The following is a 15,618-nucleotide window of genomic DNA, read 5'->3' as shown; positions in this document are numbered from 1 at the left end:
GCCAGCGAAACTTCGCCGGGGCGGCTGCGCCGCTGTTCCGTAATGTCGGGGAGGTGGAGCGGTCCCTCAATAATAGTCCTGAAGCGGCTTTACTTCAAGACTGTGCGCGCGCAGCGCCCCGATCGCGTGGGTCGCGGCATCGCTGCCCGCCGCGGTCGTGTAATAGGCGACGTCGCCCGCCAGCGCCGACGCGCGGATCGATTGCGAATCCTGCAAGCTTTGCCACCCCTCGGTGGTGTTGAAGATCAGCTGGACGTCGCCGTCCTTGATCCGGTCGACGATGTGCGGGCGGCCCTCGGCGACCTTGTTCACGCGCTCGACCTCGATCCCCTGCGCCGCCAGATAGTCGGCGGTGCCGCCGGTCGCGATCACTTTCCAGCCCCAGCCGGTCAGGCGGCGGACGGGTTCCAGGATGCGCGGCTTGTCGCTGTCCTTGACCGACACGAACACGCGGCCGTCGGTCGGCAGGCGGTCGCCCGCGCCGAGCTGTGCCTTGGCAAAAGCGAGGTTGAAATCGCGGTCGATCCCCATGACTTCACCGGTGGACTTCATTTCGGGCGACAGCACCGGATCGGTGCCGGGGAAGCGCGCGAACGGGAAGACCGCTTCCTTCACCGCGACATGGTCGATGTCGCGATTGATCTTGGGCAGGTTGGCGAGCTTTTCGCCGGCCATCACGCGCGCCGCGATCTTGGCGATCGGCGAACCGACGGCCTTTGCGACGAAAGGCACGGTGCGCGATGCGCGCGGGTTGACCTCGATCAGATAGACTTCGTCGCCCTTGACCGCGAACTGGATATTCATGAGGCCGCGAACATTGAGCGCGCGCGCCAACGCGTCCGCCTGGCGCTCGATTTCGGCGACGATCGCATCCGACAGGCTGTACGGCGGGATCGAACAGGCGCTGTCGCCCGAATGGACCCCGGCTTCCTCGATATGCTGAAGCACGCCCGCGACGACGACATCGGTCCCGTCGCAGAGCGCATCGACATCGACCTCGATCGCATCGCGCAGATAGCGGTCGATCAGCACCGGCGAATCGCCCGACACCTGCACCGCGGTCTCGATGTAATTTTCGAGCTGCGCCTGATCGTCGACGATCTCCATCGCGCGGCCGCCGAGCACATAGGAGGGGCGCGTCAGCACCGGATAACCGATGCGTGCCGCGACCGCGACGGCTTCCTCGCGGCTGCGCGCGATGCCATTCTCGGGCTGCTTGAGCCCGAGCTTGTTGACGAGCGCCGCGAACCGTTCGCGGTCTTCGGCGAGGTCGATCGCGTCGGGCGAGGTGCCGAGGATCGGGATCCCCGCTTCGGCCAGCGCCTGCGCGAGCTTGAGCGGCGTCTGCCCCCCGAACTGCACGATCACGCCGACCAGCGTGCCCTTCGACATTTCGACGTGCAGGATTTCCAGCACATCCTCGGCGGTCAGCGGCTCGAAATAGAGGCGGTCGGACGTGTCATAGTCGGTCGACACCGTCTCGGGGTTGCAGTTGACCATGATCGTTTCATAGCCCGCCTCTTCGAGTGCGAAGCAGGCGTGGCAGCAGCAATAGTCGAACTCGATCCCCTGCCCGATCCGGTTCGGGCCGCCGCCGAGGATGACGACCTTTTTGCGGTCGCTCGGGTTCGCCTCATTCTCGGGCTCGCCAAAGGTCGGCGCTTCGTAGGTCGAATAGAGATAGGGCGTCTTGGCCGCGAATTCGGCCGCGCAGGTGTCGATCGTCTTGAACACCGGCCGCACGCCGAGCTTGTGCCGCAGGTCGCGCACTTCGGCTTCGGTGACGCCGCCGGTCATCGCCTTCACCGCTTCGTGGATCAGGCCCGAACCGCGCGCGGTCGCACGCTTCGATCCGGGGCGCAGGTTCGCCGACTGGAGCGCCAGATAGGCGAGGCGCTTGTCGGAGAAGCCCATGGCTTTGAGCTTGCGCAGCCCCTCGGCGTCGCGCGGCAGGCCGTTTTCGCACACCTCCTGCTCGGCGGCGACGATTTCGGCGATGCGTTCGAGGAACCACATGTCGTAACCCGCGACGCGGTTGATCTCGGCGAGCGGCAGGCCTTCGCGGATCGCCTGCGCGGTGTTGAGCAGCCGGTCGGGGGTGCGCTGCGCGAGTTCGTTGCGCAGCTGGTCGTGGCTCGCGCCTTTCAGGCGGTCGACGAAGTTGAAGCCCGAAAGGCCGGTTTCCAGCCCGCGCAGCGCCTTTTGCATCGATTCATGGATGGTGCGGCCGATCGCCATCACCTCGCCGACCGACTTCATCGCGGTTGACAGCGTTGCCTCGGCGCCCTTGAACTTTTCGAAGGCGAAGCGCGGGATCTTGGTGACGACATAGTCGATCGTCGGCTCGAACGACGCCGGGGTCACCCCGGTGATGTCGTTCATGATCTCGTCGAGCGTGTAGCCGACCGCCAGCTTCGCCGCGACCTTGGCGATCGGGAAACCCGTCGCCTTCGACGCGAGCGCCGACGAGCGGCTGACGCGCGGGTTCATCTCGATCACGATCAGCCGGCCGTCCTTGGGATTGACCGCGAACTGGACGTTCGACCCGCCCGTTTCGACCCCGATCTCGCGCAGCACCGCGATGCTCGCGTTGCGCATGATCTGATATTCCTTGTCGGTCAGCGTCAGCGCGGGCGCGACGGTGATGCTGTCGCCGGTATGCACGCCCATCGGATCGACATTCTCGATCGAGCAGATGATGATGCAATTGTCCTTGCGGTCGCGCACCACCTCCATCTCATATTCTTTCCAGCCGAGGAGCGATTCCTCGATCAGGACCTCGGTGGTCGGCGAGGCGATCAGGCCGCCGCGGACGATATGCTCGAATTCCTCACGGTTGTAGGCGATGCCGCCGCCGGTGCCGCCGAGCGTGAAGCTGGGACGGATGATCGAGGGCAGCCCGGTGCGTTCGAGCACCGCGAACGCCTCGTCGAGCGTGTGCGCGACGCCGCTGCGCGCGCTTTCGAGGCCGATCTTGTCCATCGCATCGCGGAACTTCTGCCGGTCCTCGGCCTTGTCGATCGCCTCGGCGTCGGCGCCGATCATCTCGACGCCATATTTGGTCAACGTGCCGTCGTTGAACAGCGCGAGCGCGGTGTTGAGCGCGGTCTGCCCGCCCATCGTCGGCAGCACCGCGTCGGGACGTTCCTTGGCGATGATCTTCGCGACGATCTCGGGCGTGATCGGCTCCACGTACGTCGCGTCGGCGAGGTCGGGATCGGTCATGATCGTCGCCGGGTTGGAGTTGACGAGGACGATGCGATAGCCCTCCTCCTTAAGCGCCTTGATCGCCTGCGTCCCCGAATAATCAAACTCGCACGCCTGACCGATAACGATCGGGCCGGCGCCGATGACGAGGATGGATTGGATGTCGGTTCTTTTGGGCATTATTTCTGTTCTTCTCTTGGGTGCATTTCGTTGCCGACGAAGCCGAGTTTCATATCCGCCGCGAATTCGCTCTTCCTCAATTCTCGAACGACGCATTCGACGTTGTCATATTTCTCATGCGGTGAGGGCTGAATCGCGAGTTGGTTGCCTTCACCCAGCTCCAAGGTGCCGGGCGCGACACGGCACATCTTCTCGATGCCGACCAATGCCGCCTTTTTTCGTTCGGTCGCAGAATCAGCGCCGCTCGAAGAACAACCGATCAAGGCCGGAAGCATCGCCAGAGCCAGAAGCGCCCGCGAACTCACTTCAGCCCACCCACAAACTTCTCGAACAGATAGAAACTGTCCTGCGGCCCCGGGCTCGCCTCGGGGTGGTACTGCACGCTAAAAGCATTCTTCCCCGTGATCGCGATGCCGCAGTTCGACCCGTCGAACAGGCTCTTGTGCGTCTCGACCACGCCCGCGGGCAGCGTCGCCGCATCGACCGCGAAGCCGTGGTTCATGCTGGTGATCTCGACCACGCCATCGGCGAACTCGCCGCCGACGCGCTGCACCGGATGGTTCGCGCCGCGGTGGCCTTGGTGCATCTTTACCGTCTTCGCGCCCGCTGCGAGGCCGAGCATCTGGTGGCCGAGGCAGATGCCGAAGATCGGCACATCGCGGTCGAGCAGCCCCTGGATCACCGGCACCGCATATTCGCCCGTCGCCGCGGGGTCGCCGGGGCCATTCGACAAGAACACGCCCTCGGGATTATGCCCCAGCACTTCGTCGAGGCTCGCGGTCGCGGGGACCACGGTGACGCGCGCGCCGGCCTTTACGAGGTTGCGGAAGATATTGTCCTTCGCGCCATAATCGATCGCAACGACATGCGGGCGCTCGCCGCCATCCTCGGTCGCATAGCCATGCCCCAGCGCCCACGCGCCGCCGGTCCAGTCGCCGGTGTCGGTGCGGCTGACGTCCTTCGCCAGATCCATACCCTCGAGCCCCGCCCAGCCGCGCGCCATGGCGAGCAGCGCGTCCACGTCGAACTTGCCGTCGGCGCTGTGCGCGATCACGCCGTTCGGCGCGCCAGCGTCGCGAATGCGGCGCGTCAGCGCGCGCGTGTCGATGCCCGCGAGCCCGATCACGCCCTGTTCGGCCATCCACTCGGGCAGCGTCTGAACGCTGCGGAAATTGCTGGGCGCCGTCGGCAGCTCGCGCGTGATTGCGCCGAGCGCGCCATGCACGCCGCGTTCCATATCCTCGGGGTTCGCGCCGACATTGCCGATGTGCGGGAAGGTGAAGGTGACGACCTGCCCCGCATAGCTCGGGTCGGTCAGGATTTCCTGATAACCCGTCATCGACGTATTGAAACAAATCTCGCCCACAGCAGAGCCGCTCGCGCCATAGCCGACGCCCCACAGGATCGTGCCATCGGCAAGGACAAGGACGCCGGTGGCGCCCGAGGGCTGGACCGCAGGCGCGGCAGAGGGGTTGGCAGGTGCCATTCAACATGCTCCGGACGGGGGCTAAACGGCCGACCAAGTAGGCGGCAAAAAAGTGATTCACAAGCTATCGGATTTGGAATCTTCCCGCTAGAGAGGGTCTTTCCGAAATTTCAGAGCCATGGGGACACGCATGATTCGTGACGACATCAAGGCTGCGCAGGTTGCCGCGATGAAAGCCGGCGACAAGGCGCGTCTGGGCACCATCCGGCTGATGCTGGCCAAGATCAAGGACAAGGACATCGAACTGCGCACGGGCACCGCACCCGCCGACGACGATGTGCTCGTTACCGACGTCCTCCAGAAAATGGTCAAGCAGCGCCGCGAATCGATCACGATGTACGAACAGGGCGGCCGCCAGGAACTCGCCGACATCGAGGCCGCGGAAGTGGCGGTGATCGAGGATTTCCTGCCCGCGCAGCTTTCCGAAGCCGACGCGACCGCGGCGATCAAGGCGATCGTCGATGAACTCGGCGCGACCAACCCGAAGGACATGGGCAAGGTGATGGCCGCGGTGAAGGACCGGCTGGGTTCGCAGCTTGATATGAGCAAGGCGAGCGGATGGGTGAAGGCGGCGTTAAGCTAAATCCGCACACACGGTCTATCGTCTCCGTTCGTCCCGAGCGAAGTCGAGGGACGTTGGACCTCGCGCTACGCCAACGTGTCTCGACTTCGCTCGACACGAACGGGTATGGGGAAGAATGGCGTTCTGGACCTACATCCTGCTCTGTTCTGACAGCCGCTACTACACCGGACACACCGACGATTTGGAACGCCGTATCGCCCAGCACCAACATGGCGGATTTTGCGATTTCACTTCGCGCCGGAGGCCGGTGATTTTGGTCTGGTCGCAGCATTTCGGAACGCGGGTTGAGGCATTGGAAGCTGAGCGCCGGATCAAACCATGGTCGCGCGCGAAAAAGGAAGCGCTGATCCGTGGCGACTGGGAAATGGTCAGCCATTTTGCCAAGCCACCCCACGAACGCCCGGACCTCACAGTGTCTTCTGAGCAGCACACCTCCCCTCCGTTCGTCCCGAGCGAAGTCGAGGGACGTGAGGCCGAGCGCAAACGTGTCTCGACTTCGCTCGACACAAACGGAGGTGGGTGTATGGCCTCCCCGCGCGGGGACGGGAGGAAAGTTAAGTGACCCTCACCCCCCAATGGCTGGACGAACTCCGCTCGCGGATCACCCTCTCGACGCTGATCGGTCGCACGGTGAAAGTCATCCGTGCCGGCCGCGAGTATAAGGCGTGCTGCCCCTTCCATAACGAAAAGACGCCCAGCTTCACGATCAACGACGAAAAGGGCTTTTACCACTGCTTCGGTTGCAGCGCCCACGGCGATGCGATCCGCTGGATGACTGACCAGCGCGGGCTGTCGTTCATGGACGCGGTCAAGGAGCTCGCCGCCGAAGCGGGGATGGACGTCCCTGCCCCCGACCCGCGCGCCGCCAAAAAGGCCGAGGAGCAGGCGAGCCTGCGCGATGTGACACAGGCCGCTGCGGACTGGTTCGCGCAGCAGCTCGCCAGCAGCAACGGCGCCCCGGCGCGCGAATATCTGGCGAAGCGCGGGATTTCGGAGGCGACGCGCAAGGCGTTCGGCTTCGGCCTCGCGCCCGAGAGTCGCAGCGCGCTCAAAGAGGCGCTCAAGAAATTCCCGACCGCGATGCTTGTTGAGTCCGGCATGCTGATCGCGGTCGACGATAAGGAGCCGTACGACCGGTTCCGCGGGCGGTTGATGATCCCGATCCGCGACGCGCGCGGGCGGGTGATCGCATTTGGCGGACGCATATTAGGCGATGGCGAGCCCAAATATCTGAACTCGCCCGACACGCCGCTCTTTGACAAGGGGCGCACGCTCTACAATCTCGACAAGGCCTCGCCCGCATCGCGGCAAACGAACCGGATCATCGTCGTCGAAGGCTATATGGACGTCATCGCGCTCGCCGAGGCAGGGATCGCCGACGCGGTCGCGCCGCTGGGTACTGCGCTGACCGAGAACCAGCTCGGCATGCTCTGGCGGATGGTGCCCGTGCCTGTACTGTGCTTCGACGGCGACAGCGCGGGACAGAAGGCCGCAATGCGCGCCGCGATGCGCGCGCTGCCGTTGCTCCGCCCCGGCTTCAGCCTTGCCTTTGCCACCCTGCCCGCGGGGCAGGATCCCGACGACCTGGTCCGGGCGCGCGGCGCCGAAGGCTTTGCCGCGATCGTGGACGAAGCGCAGCCGCTGGTCGAGCGGCTGTGGGCGCACGAAGTTGCGGCAGGGCCGCTCACGACCCCCGAGGAACGTGCGGCGCTGAAGACGCGCCTGCTCGCCCACGCCGACGCGATCGAGGATGCCGATGTCCGCCATCATTATCGCGAGGCGTTCCGCGAGCGGCTCGACGCGCTGTTCGCGCGGGGGCGCCCCGAGCGCGGGTCGCGCGTGCCATGGGCGCCGCAGCCGTCACGCGGCGGAGGCGGACGTCGCTTCGCTCCCGACCCGCGCCTCCAGCCACCCGTCGACGAGGCGCGATCGATCGGCCAGATCGGCATCGGCGGTCATTATGCCGCTTCGTTGATCGCCGGGCTGCTGCGCTATCCAGCGGCGATCCGGCGCCACGAAGAGGCGCTGACGCGGCTTGCCATCCCCGATTCCGGCGACGCCGAACTGCTGCGCGTAATGCTTGACAGCGCGGACGGCCAAGAAGGGCTTGATTGCGAGGGGTTGCTTGCCATATTGGAGCCAATGAAAGTGTATAATAGGGCGACGACATTGCTCAGAGCCGACGGAATGCACTTCTCGTTCAATCGCAGGCTTGACGGCGAAGAGGTTGATGCAGCGCGGGAAACTGCGCTTCGCGACCTGGATGAATATATCGGCGTGCTGGTCACCCAGCCTGAAATCCGCTCCCGGCTCGCCGAAGCCACTGCGGATTACATGCGCTCGATGGACGACGAAGGCCATGCGCGGCAGCAGAAGCTGCGTGCGATGGATGAGGAATTGACCCGCCGCCTGGCCGCGCTGTCCGACAGCAGCCCAGGCTGACCCACTGATTGCCCCATTGGCAGGAACAAATATGGCCACCAAGAACACCGCCGAAACCGAAGCCGACACCGACAGCCCGCTGATCGACCTGAACGAGGCCGACGTCAAAAAGCTGATCGCGCGCGGCAAGAAGCGCGGTTACCTGACCTATGACGAACTGAATGCGGCGCTGCCGCAGGACGAGATGTCGTCGGAGCAGATCGAGGACATCATGTCGGCGATTTCCGACATGGGCATCAACATCGTCGAAAGCGATGAAGATGTGCAGGAAGAGGCCGATCAGGAGGCCGACGACGAAGTCGATATTTCGGCCGGCACCGGGTCGGTTTCGAACCCTGCCATCGAAAAGAAGAAGGAAACGGTCGATCGCACCGACGACCCCGTGCGCATGTACCTGCGCGAAATGGGCGCGGTCGAGTTGCTCAGCCGCGAGGGCGAAATCGCGATCGCCAAGCGCATCGAGGCGGGCCGCGACACGATGATCCTGGGGCTGTGCGAAAGCCCGCTGACCTTCAACGCGATCATCGACTGGTCGACCGCGCTCAACAATGGCGACATGCAGCTGCGCGAAATCGTCGACCTGGAAGCGATGCTGTCGAAGGATCCGGCGCCCGAAAATCTGGACGACGAAGGCGCCGAGGACGACGGCGAAATCAGCGAGAAGACTGCTGGCGTCTCGTTCAAGGACGAGGATGAGGTCGAGGAAGAACCCGCCGCCGAAAGCGATGACGAGGACGGCGAGGGATCGTCGGGCAAGCGCGAAAGCTTTGAAGAGGACGAGGAAGACAATACGCTGAGCCTTGCGGCGATGGAGGAATTGCTCAAGCCCGACGCGCTCGAGAAATTCGCGAACATCACCAAGAGCTTCAAGGCGTTTTCGAAGCTGCAGGAAACGCGCCTCGAAGCCTTGTCATCGGGCGACGAATTCCCCGCGGCGTCGGAAAAGAAATATCACAAGCTGCGCGAGGAGCTGACCGCGCAGGTCGAAAGCGTGCAGTTCCACAACACCAAGATCGAATATCTGGTCGACCAGCTGTACAGCTATAACCGCCGCCTGACCGCGCTCGGCGGCCAGATGCTGCGCCTCGCCGAGCGCCACAAGGTGCCGCGCAAGGCGTTCCTCGACAATTATATCGGGCGCGAGCTCGAAGAAAATTGGATCGAGAGCGTCAGCGGCATCGACAAGAAATGGGCCGCCTTCGCCGAGAATGAAGCCGGCGCCGTCGACCGCATCCGCATCGAAATTTCGGAAATTGCGCAGGCCGCGGGCATGAGCCTCACCGAATTCCGCCGTGTCGTGAACATGGTCCAGAAGGGCGAGCGCGAAGCGCGTATCGCCAAGAAGGAAATGGTCGAGGCGAACCTCCGCCTCGTGATCTCGATCGCGAAGAAATATACCAACCGCGGCCTGCAGTTCCTCGACCTTATCCAGGAAGGCAATATCGGCCTGATGAAGGCGGTCGACAAGTTCGAGTATCGCCGCGGTTACAAGTTCTCGACCTATGCGACCTGGTGGATCCGGCAGGCGATCACCCGCTCGATCGCCGACCAGGCGCGCACGATCCGCATCCCGGTCCATATGATCGAGACGATCAACAAGCTGGTGCGCTGCAGCCGCCAGTTCCTTCACGAGAGCGGCCGCGAGCCGACGCCGGAGGAAATGGCCGAACGGCTGTCGATGCCGCTCGAAAAGGTCCGCAAGGTGATGAAGATCGCCAAGGAGCCGATCAGCCTCGAAACGCCGATCGGCGACGAGGAAGATTCGCATCTGGGCGATTTTATCGAGGACAAGAATGCGGTCATCCCGGTCGACGCCGCAGTGCAGTCGAACCTCAAGGAAACGGTGACGCGCGTTCTGGCGTCGCTGACCCCGCGCGAGGAGCGCGTGCTGCGCATGCGCTTCGGCATCGGCATGAACACCGACCACACGCTGGAAGAAGTCGGCCAGCAGTTCAGCGTGACCCGCGAACGCATCCGCCAGATCGAGGCGAAGGCGCTCCGCAAGCTGAAGCACCCGAGCCGCAGCCGCAAAATGCGGTCGTTCCTCGACCAGTAAGCGGGGGTTGCGAGCAGAGATATCGAGGGCGGTCCGGCAACGGGCCGCCCTTTTGTTGTGCGCTATTGGGTGTGAGCGGACTAATAGACATGATCACGCCCTCCCCTTCAGGGGAGGGCAGCGAGACTTACGAACTTGTTCGTTAGTCGCAGCGGGTGGGGGCCAGCGGCCTTGCGCAAGGCCGACGGCCCCCACCCCACTACGACTAGGCAGCAAGCTGCCAAGTCTTCGTTGCCCCTCCCCTGAAGGGGAGGGGCTGGCTCTTCGCTACGTCCGCAATCGATCTATTCCAATCACTGCATCGCCGCACCCCCACACCCATTTGCTGCACCGCACAAATATTTCGCCCGATGCTCTTTAAATCTTCACATTTGAACGCCAGATAGCCGTCGTCACGCGATGCGGAGCACTTCATCAACGGTTCAGGCGCCGCCCATCAAATGGCAATCATTCCCAACCAATGGGAATCGATTCACGATCCAGGGCAGGCGACCGATCATGGTCGACGCCATAAAGCTCGGATTTTCGGGAGATTGCTGAAACTGGCACGGCCTTTGCGATGCATGGTGCATCGGCGCGGGGCAGTGCTCGCAGCCCAAGGGAAAGACAAGAAGATGGCAAACGAAACCTCCAACCTTTTCAACCGCCGCGATACGTTTTTCGGCATCTGCGAAGCTGTCGGCCAGGATTTTGGCTTCAACCCGCTGTGGCTGCGCCTCGCCTTTGTGGCGCCGCTGTTCTTCTTCCCGGTGCAGACCTTCATCGGCTATTTCGCGCTTGGCGGCGTCGTGCTGGCCTCGCGCCTGCTGTTCCCCGCCAAGTCGGGTGCGCCCGCAACCCCGGCGCTGGCCGCGGTCGAAGCCGCTGAACAGCCGAGCCCGAAAGCCGAGGAGTTCGCCCTCGCAGCTTGAGCCGAATCGGCCGGACACTCCCTCTCCCCGGATCCGGCCTTTTCGCGCTGTTGGCGTCCCCCCGGGCGCCATCGATGGGACCGGCAAGCTTCCCCCGGGGCTTGCCGGTCCCTTTGCGTCTGTCCCTGACTGAAACAGCACCGGTACAAATCAAGCGCTGGCCATAAACGCGACGTTTACGACGTTGCCTTATGACCGGGCGTTGAATTTCACCGGCCCGGCCCCTGCGGCCCGCGCCACAGGCGAGGAACATGCGTTGAGCCAGTCGACCCAGCCCCTGCTGCAGCCGCGCGGCGTCGCCGAAATGCTCGATTCGCTGGTCGCCAGCAATGGCACCGGCGCGCATTCGCACGTCCGCGCCGGGGCATTGTCGAGCGGGCCGGATGCGATGCGCAACCTGGCCGACGCCGTCCATTTCCTGTGCCTTCTTCACGGCCGCCATCCCGGGGTCATCGACAATGCGGCGCGCAAGGCCGTCGACCCCGCATCGCGCCAATGGATGGACCAGGCCGCCGATGCGTTTGTTCAGGAACGCGCCTTTCTGACCAAGATCGCCTCGGCAGTCGGCCCGGTGCCAAGCACGCAGGGGCAGGCGCAATGCGAGGCCGCAGTCGCCGCGCAGCGCAAGGCGATCGACATGCTGTCCGAATCGGATCGCCACGGCTGCGCCGTTGGCGCCGCGATCGCGCTGACGCTCGACTGGCGGACGATCCGCGTCCTGCTCGACATCAGCGCCCAGCGGCTTGACATGACCCCGCCGACCTGCGCCCTGCCCGATCTGCGCGACACGGCCCGGTTGGCCGGGACGGTCGCCGACAGTCCGGCGATCGAACGCGCGATGGTGTTCGGCGCCCAGCAGCTGATCGCGCAGCACAACGGGCTGTGGGATCTGATGGCGGCGCGCGCGGCAAGCCGGGCAATCTAGTGCGTCGCCCCCGCGAAGGCGGGGGCCGTTATCGCCCCAACATCGACAGACAATTCTATTTCGCCAGCGGCCCCCACCTTCGCGGGGGCGACGCCTTCGGCTTGCACCCTCCTCCCACCCCCGCTATGCCTGCTTGACGTTCACGTTAAGGGAAAGATGAGCCGATGCGCTTTGATGGCACCAGCGCCTATATCGCCACCGACGACCTGAGGGTCGCGGTCAACGCCGCGACGCTGCTGCGCCGCCCCTTGCTGGTGAAGGGCGAACCCGGCACCGGCAAGACTGTGCTGGCCGAGGAAATCGCCAAAGCGTTCGACGCCCCGTTGATCACCTGGAACATCAAATCGACGACCAAGGCGCAGCAAGGCCTGTACGAATATGACGCCGTGGCGCGGCTGCGCGACGGCCAGCTGGGCGAAGAGCGCGTCCACGACATCCGCAATTACATCCGCAAGGGCAAATTGTGGGAGGCGTTCACGTCCGAAAAGCTGCCCGTCCTGCTGATCGACGAGATCGACAAGGCCGACATCGAGTTTCCGAACGACCTGCTGCAGGAACTCGATCGCATGGCGTTCCATGTTTACGAGACCGACGAGACGATCACCGCAAAGGAACGCCCGATCGTCGTCATCACCTCGAACAACGAAAAGGAACTGCCCGACGCCTTTCTGCGCCGCTGTTTCTTCCACTATATCAAATTCCCCGATCGCGACACGATGGCGGCGATCGTCGACGTGCATTTCCCCGGCATCCAGAAAACGCTGGTCAGCCGCGCGATGGACATCTTCTACGAAGTGCGCGAAGTTCCCGGCTTGAAGAAAAAGCCGTCGACCAGCGAGCTCATCGACTGGCTGAAGCTGCTGCTCAACGAGGACATGCCGCTCGAAGTGCTCCAGAACCGCGACGTCGGCAAGGCGATCCCGCCGCTCCACGGCGCGCTGCTCAAGAATGAACAGGACGTGATGCTGTTCGAAAAGCTGGCGTTCATAGCGCGGCGCCAGGGGAGCTGATCGCGGCGATGGCGTATAACGGCAGCTGTGCCTGCGGCGCGGTGACGGTCCGAATTGACGGACAGCCGTTGGCGGTGCGTCAGTGCTGGTGTCGCCAGTGTCAGAAACTCGCATCGGGCGGACCGACCTATAATGCAATTTTCCAGACCGCCGACATTGGCTGGTCGGGGAACATCGCATCAAACCACCGCATCGCGGCGAGCGGCAATGAACTGACCTGGGCCTTTTGCCCGGCCTGCGGCACCCAGCTCTATGGCGCATCGTCGGCACGGCCGGAAATGCGCGCTGTCCGGTTAGGCCTGCTCGACGATCATGGGCTGACGCCGAGCGTTGCCATCTGGACCAGCGAAGCGCCAGCGGGAGCGACGATCGATCCGGCCATCGAACATATTCCGGGCCAACCGCCCGCGCCGGGCACGACGCGTTAAAGCTGGTATGCCACCTCGACGTCGCCCCAGCGGCGGCCGTTGATCACCACAGGCGTATAGCAATTGCGCACCGTGACATAGTTGGTGCCGTCGCCCTCCTGCCGATAGACCGCCATGAAGAACGGCGCGTTGCTGCGTTTGGCCGCCTTGTCGGTTTCGTCGAACAGGATACGGCCGTTGCGGCAATAAGCGGTGTCATGCGCGACATCGCCGGTGGGCGCGCGCGAACATTCGCTGATGTGGGTCGGCAGAAAGCCGTTCATATCGGCGCCCGACGACATCTTTACATTGGGATTGTTCGCGACGACGTCGTCGAACAACGGCCGCCAGTTCGCATCGGCCCAGTCGCAAAGCGTGGTACGGAAGCGTTCGGGGTTCGAACCCGGGACGCGGACATAATTGGTGTCGAACAATTGCTCCATCGTGAGTTCGCCATTGGCCAGCGCGCGTTCGGCGATCGCAACAAATTTGTCGCGCACCTTGGCGGCGAGTTCGACGACCGCCGAATCCTGCGGGCTGACCCCGGCTGAGATCACCGCGTTGAACATCCGGTTCGACACATGCTCCATCGACAGGATCGAGGTGCGCGTGTCCTCCAGCGTCGCGCGATTGTCGCGCACCGACCCGACGACACGATCGACCGCCTCACGCACCTTGGCACCATTGGCGTGGACCATCGCGCTCGATTGCGCGATGCGGTCGCTTTGGTCGTCGAGCAGCGCGACGAGGTGCGTCGCGTCGTGCAACGCATCGGTGATCGTTTCGAACTGTGCTTCGGCACGGCTCGATTGTTCGACCCCGGCCTGGATTTCGGTGACCAGCCCGCCGGCCTCGGCGGCGAGGCTGCCGATGCTGCGGCGGATTTCGTCGGTCGCGCCGCGCGTGTTCTGCGCCAGCTTTTTGACCTCGGCGGCGACGACGGCAAAGGTGCGCCCGGCATCGCCCGCGCGCTCGGCCTCGATCGCGGCGTTCAGCGCCAGCATGTTGGTGGTCTTGGCAATTTGCTCGATCGACTGGCTGACCTGCTGCACCTGTTCCATCACCGCGGCAAAATTGGTGACATGGGTACCGAGCCGCGCAACGAGGTCGATGACCGCGCGAAATTCGGTGACCGCGCCGTTGACGCGCTCGGCACCGGCATCAAGCTGTTCGCACGCACGCGCCGACAGCAATTTTGCCTCGTCGGTCGAATCGGCAATCTGGCGCTGGTCGGATTCCAGGCTGACGACAAAATCCTCGAGCCGCCCGAGCTCGTCGATCTGGCGGTCCATCTGCCCCGTCGCACGCTTGATGCGCCCCGCCGCTTCGCTGCACCCCACGGCCAGTTCGCCGCAGTCGCTGGCGACCGACTGGTCGAGCACCGGCCCCGCTGGATTGATCGGATCATATTTCATGCGCGCACCCACCCAAAAACCATCGACGGGTCATGCCGGATAATGGTTAACGGGGCGTCAACAACCCGGACTCCGACCGCCGCGACCCTCGCGAGGGACGCCGAACTCCGCGCATAGCGGCAAATCCGCGACAAGCGGGTTCAGCCTGCCGAATCACGCCAGGTCGATCGGACTAGTTTTCCAAGGCGAGGCGCGCCGCCGGAAAATATGTTCGGCTGATCGGAACGACGGTGTCATTGGCAAGCCGGGCAATTGCTCGCCCGGATCGTCTTTCAATCCCGCGGACGCTGTCCTTCGCCACCCACCAGCTGCGGTGCACGCGGAGCCCCAGCCGGGGATCAATAATCGCCGCCGCGTCCGCCAGCCGCATCAGGATCAAGGCCGAACCGTACAGCGTGTGAACGCGCAGATAATGATCTTGGGCTTCGAGTGCGACAATATCCCGGCGCAATGCGGGTGGAAGCTTCGACATGAAATCGGGCGGATATTCGGGATCCACCGCCGACTGTTCGACCGCCGCGACCACCGCGACCGGATCCGCAGGCGACATGACGCCCGCAATCAGCAGCTGGACCAGCGCCACATAGGGAAACAGCGCGAGGAGTTGAGCGGGACTGAATATCCTGCCGGGCTGGACCACCCCGAAAGCCCAAGCCACGAAGAAGGTCATGGGTATTGCCGAAGCAGCGGCGCCCGCGAAAATCCTTTTTGCACCGCTCCCGTCCGTCCAGGCGGACAAAAGAGCGCGCTGCGTGACGGCCGCAGTTCCAAAGCCGGCGAGCGCAACAATCATCCAGAATAGATAGCGCACGGCGGGACTTAGGGCGGATTGCGATCCGAACGGCCCCATCACACCCAGCACCGCACCAAAAGCGACCGCACTCAGCAGCCCGCGCCACTTTCCCGGTATCCGCCATTCACGCATCGCCAACTGCATCGGTCTACCGTTCAGGAAATTGCGGCCATCATTCACGACTCCCCCCATTGCCGCTCCGC

The 15,618-nt window shown here is 64.0% G+C and carries 13 protein-coding genes; 8 read left to right on the top strand and 5 right to left on the bottom strand.

What is annotated here, in order from left to right; translation table 11 throughout:
- Positions 1-66 precede the first annotated feature (66 nt).
- The 3 genes from carB to carA are packed head-to-tail and all read right to left on the bottom strand — an operon-like array spanning position 67 to position 4,873.
- Positions 67-3,387: a carbamoyl-phosphate synthase large subunit gene (carB, locus tag G9408_RS00455; protein WP_168452234.1), complete on the bottom strand. Its 3,321-nt coding sequence runs from the start codon at positions 3,385-3,387 to the stop codon at positions 67-69.
- Positions 3,387-3,692: a hypothetical protein gene (locus G9408_RS00450; protein WP_168452233.1), complete on the bottom strand. Its 306-nt coding sequence runs from the start codon at positions 3,690-3,692 to the stop codon at positions 3,387-3,389. The genes carB and G9408_RS00450 overlap by 1 nt, the downstream gene beginning before the upstream one ends.
- Positions 3,689-4,873 (bottom strand): glutamine-hydrolyzing carbamoyl-phosphate synthase small subunit, encoded by a 1,185-nt coding sequence (carA, locus tag G9408_RS00445; RefSeq protein WP_168452232.1) that lies wholly within the window; start codon positions 4,871-4,873, stop codon positions 3,689-3,691. Before carA ends, G9408_RS00450 begins: the two co-directional genes overlap by 4 nt.
- Positions 4,874-5,003: 130 nt before the next feature.
- Here carA and G9408_RS00440 point away from each other — a divergent pair, with 130 nt between their 5' ends.
- From G9408_RS00440 to G9408_RS00405, 8 genes are all read left to right on the top strand, one after another.
- Complete coding sequence (locus G9408_RS00440) at positions 5,004-5,456, top strand: GatB/YqeY domain-containing protein (protein WP_168452231.1); 453 nt, start codon at positions 5,004-5,006, stop codon at positions 5,454-5,456.
- Between the two features lie 115 nt (positions 5,457-5,571).
- Positions 5,572-6,018: a GIY-YIG nuclease family protein gene (locus G9408_RS00435; RefSeq protein ID WP_168452230.1), complete on the top strand. Its 447-nt coding sequence runs from the start codon at positions 5,572-5,574 to the stop codon at positions 6,016-6,018.
- Entirely contained in the window at positions 6,015-7,898 is a 1,884-nt protein-coding gene (dnaG, locus tag G9408_RS00430) for a DNA primase (protein ID WP_168452229.1), read from the top strand. Before G9408_RS00435 ends, dnaG begins: the two co-directional genes overlap by 4 nt.
- Positions 7,899-7,929: 31 nt before the next feature.
- Entirely contained in the window at positions 7,930-9,954 is a 2,025-nt protein-coding gene (gene rpoD, locus G9408_RS00425; protein WP_120217014.1) for an RNA polymerase sigma factor RpoD, read from the top strand.
- 440 nt (positions 9,955-10,394) lie between these two features.
- Positions 10,395-10,865, top strand: a complete 471-nt coding sequence (locus tag G9408_RS16495; protein WP_235957425.1) for a PspC domain-containing protein — start codon at positions 10,395-10,397, stop codon at positions 10,863-10,865.
- Between the two features lie 256 nt (positions 10,866-11,121).
- Positions 11,122-11,790 carry a DUF6975 family protein gene (locus G9408_RS00415; RefSeq protein ID WP_408021865.1) on the top strand — a complete coding sequence of 223 codons (669 nt, stop codon included), beginning with the start codon at positions 11,122-11,124 and terminating at the stop codon, positions 11,788-11,790.
- A 164-nt stretch (positions 11,791-11,954) separates the two neighbouring features.
- A complete protein-coding gene (locus G9408_RS00410; RefSeq protein WP_168452228.1) occupies positions 11,955-12,800 on the top strand; it encodes an AAA family ATPase in 846 nt (281 codons plus the stop codon).
- 8 nt (positions 12,801-12,808) lie between these two features.
- Positions 12,809-13,228: a GFA family protein gene (locus G9408_RS00405; protein ID WP_168452227.1), complete on the top strand. Its 420-nt coding sequence runs from the start codon at positions 12,809-12,811 to the stop codon at positions 13,226-13,228.
- On the opposite strand, the gene G9408_RS00400 is transcribed toward G9408_RS00405, so the two are convergent.
- Positions 13,225-14,622, bottom strand: coding sequence for a methyl-accepting chemotaxis protein (locus G9408_RS00400; RefSeq protein ID WP_120217017.1), 1,398 nt, complete (start codon positions 14,620-14,622; stop codon positions 13,225-13,227). The two genes, G9408_RS00405 and G9408_RS00400, sit on opposite strands and share 4 nt — an antisense overlap.
- Positions 14,623-14,794: 172 nt before the next feature.
- Positions 14,795-15,595: a LytTR family DNA-binding domain-containing protein gene (locus G9408_RS00395; RefSeq protein WP_168452226.1), complete on the bottom strand. Its 801-nt coding sequence runs from the start codon at positions 15,593-15,595 to the stop codon at positions 14,795-14,797.
- Positions 15,596-15,618 lie beyond the last annotated feature (23 nt).

The organism is Sphingopyxis microcysteis (genome assembly GCF_012274265.1).
Lineage (GTDB): Bacteria > Pseudomonadota > Alphaproteobacteria > Sphingomonadales > Sphingomonadaceae > Sphingopyxis > Sphingopyxis microcysteis.
Note: the sequence above shows the minus strand (reverse complement) of the source record. Positions and strands in the feature narration are given on the sequence as shown.

What these genes read in the sequence shown, in the direction of transcription:
- G9408_RS00440 (WP_168452231.1), top strand. Translation starts at nt 5,004, where the DNA reads ATGATTCGTGACGACATCAAGGCTGCGCAGGTTGCCGCGATGAAAGCC.
- G9408_RS00410 (WP_168452228.1), top strand. Translation starts at nt 11,955, where the DNA reads ATGCGCTTTGATGGCACCAGCGCCTATATCGCCACCGACGACCTGAGG.
- G9408_RS00435 (WP_168452230.1), top strand. Translation starts at nt 5,572, where the DNA reads ATGGCGTTCTGGACCTACATCCTGCTCTGTTCTGACAGCCGCTACTAC.
- carB (WP_168452234.1), bottom strand. Translation starts at nt 3,387, where the DNA reads ATGCCCAAAAGAACCGACATCCAATCCATCCTCGTCATCGGCGCCGGC.
- G9408_RS00400 (WP_120217017.1), bottom strand. Translation starts at nt 14,622, where the DNA reads ATGAAATATGATCCGATCAATCCAGCGGGGCCGGTGCTCGACCAGTCG.
- carA (WP_168452232.1), bottom strand. Translation starts at nt 4,873, where the DNA reads ATGGCACCTGCCAACCCCTCTGCCGCGCCTGCGGTCCAGCCCTCGGGC.
- G9408_RS00405 (WP_168452227.1), top strand. Translation starts at nt 12,809, where the DNA reads ATGGCGTATAACGGCAGCTGTGCCTGCGGCGCGGTGACGGTCCGAATT.
- rpoD (WP_120217014.1), top strand. Translation starts at nt 7,930, where the DNA reads ATGGCCACCAAGAACACCGCCGAAACCGAAGCCGACACCGACAGCCCG.
- G9408_RS16495 (WP_235957425.1), top strand. Translation starts at nt 10,395, where the DNA reads ATGGCAATCATTCCCAACCAATGGGAATCGATTCACGATCCAGGGCAG.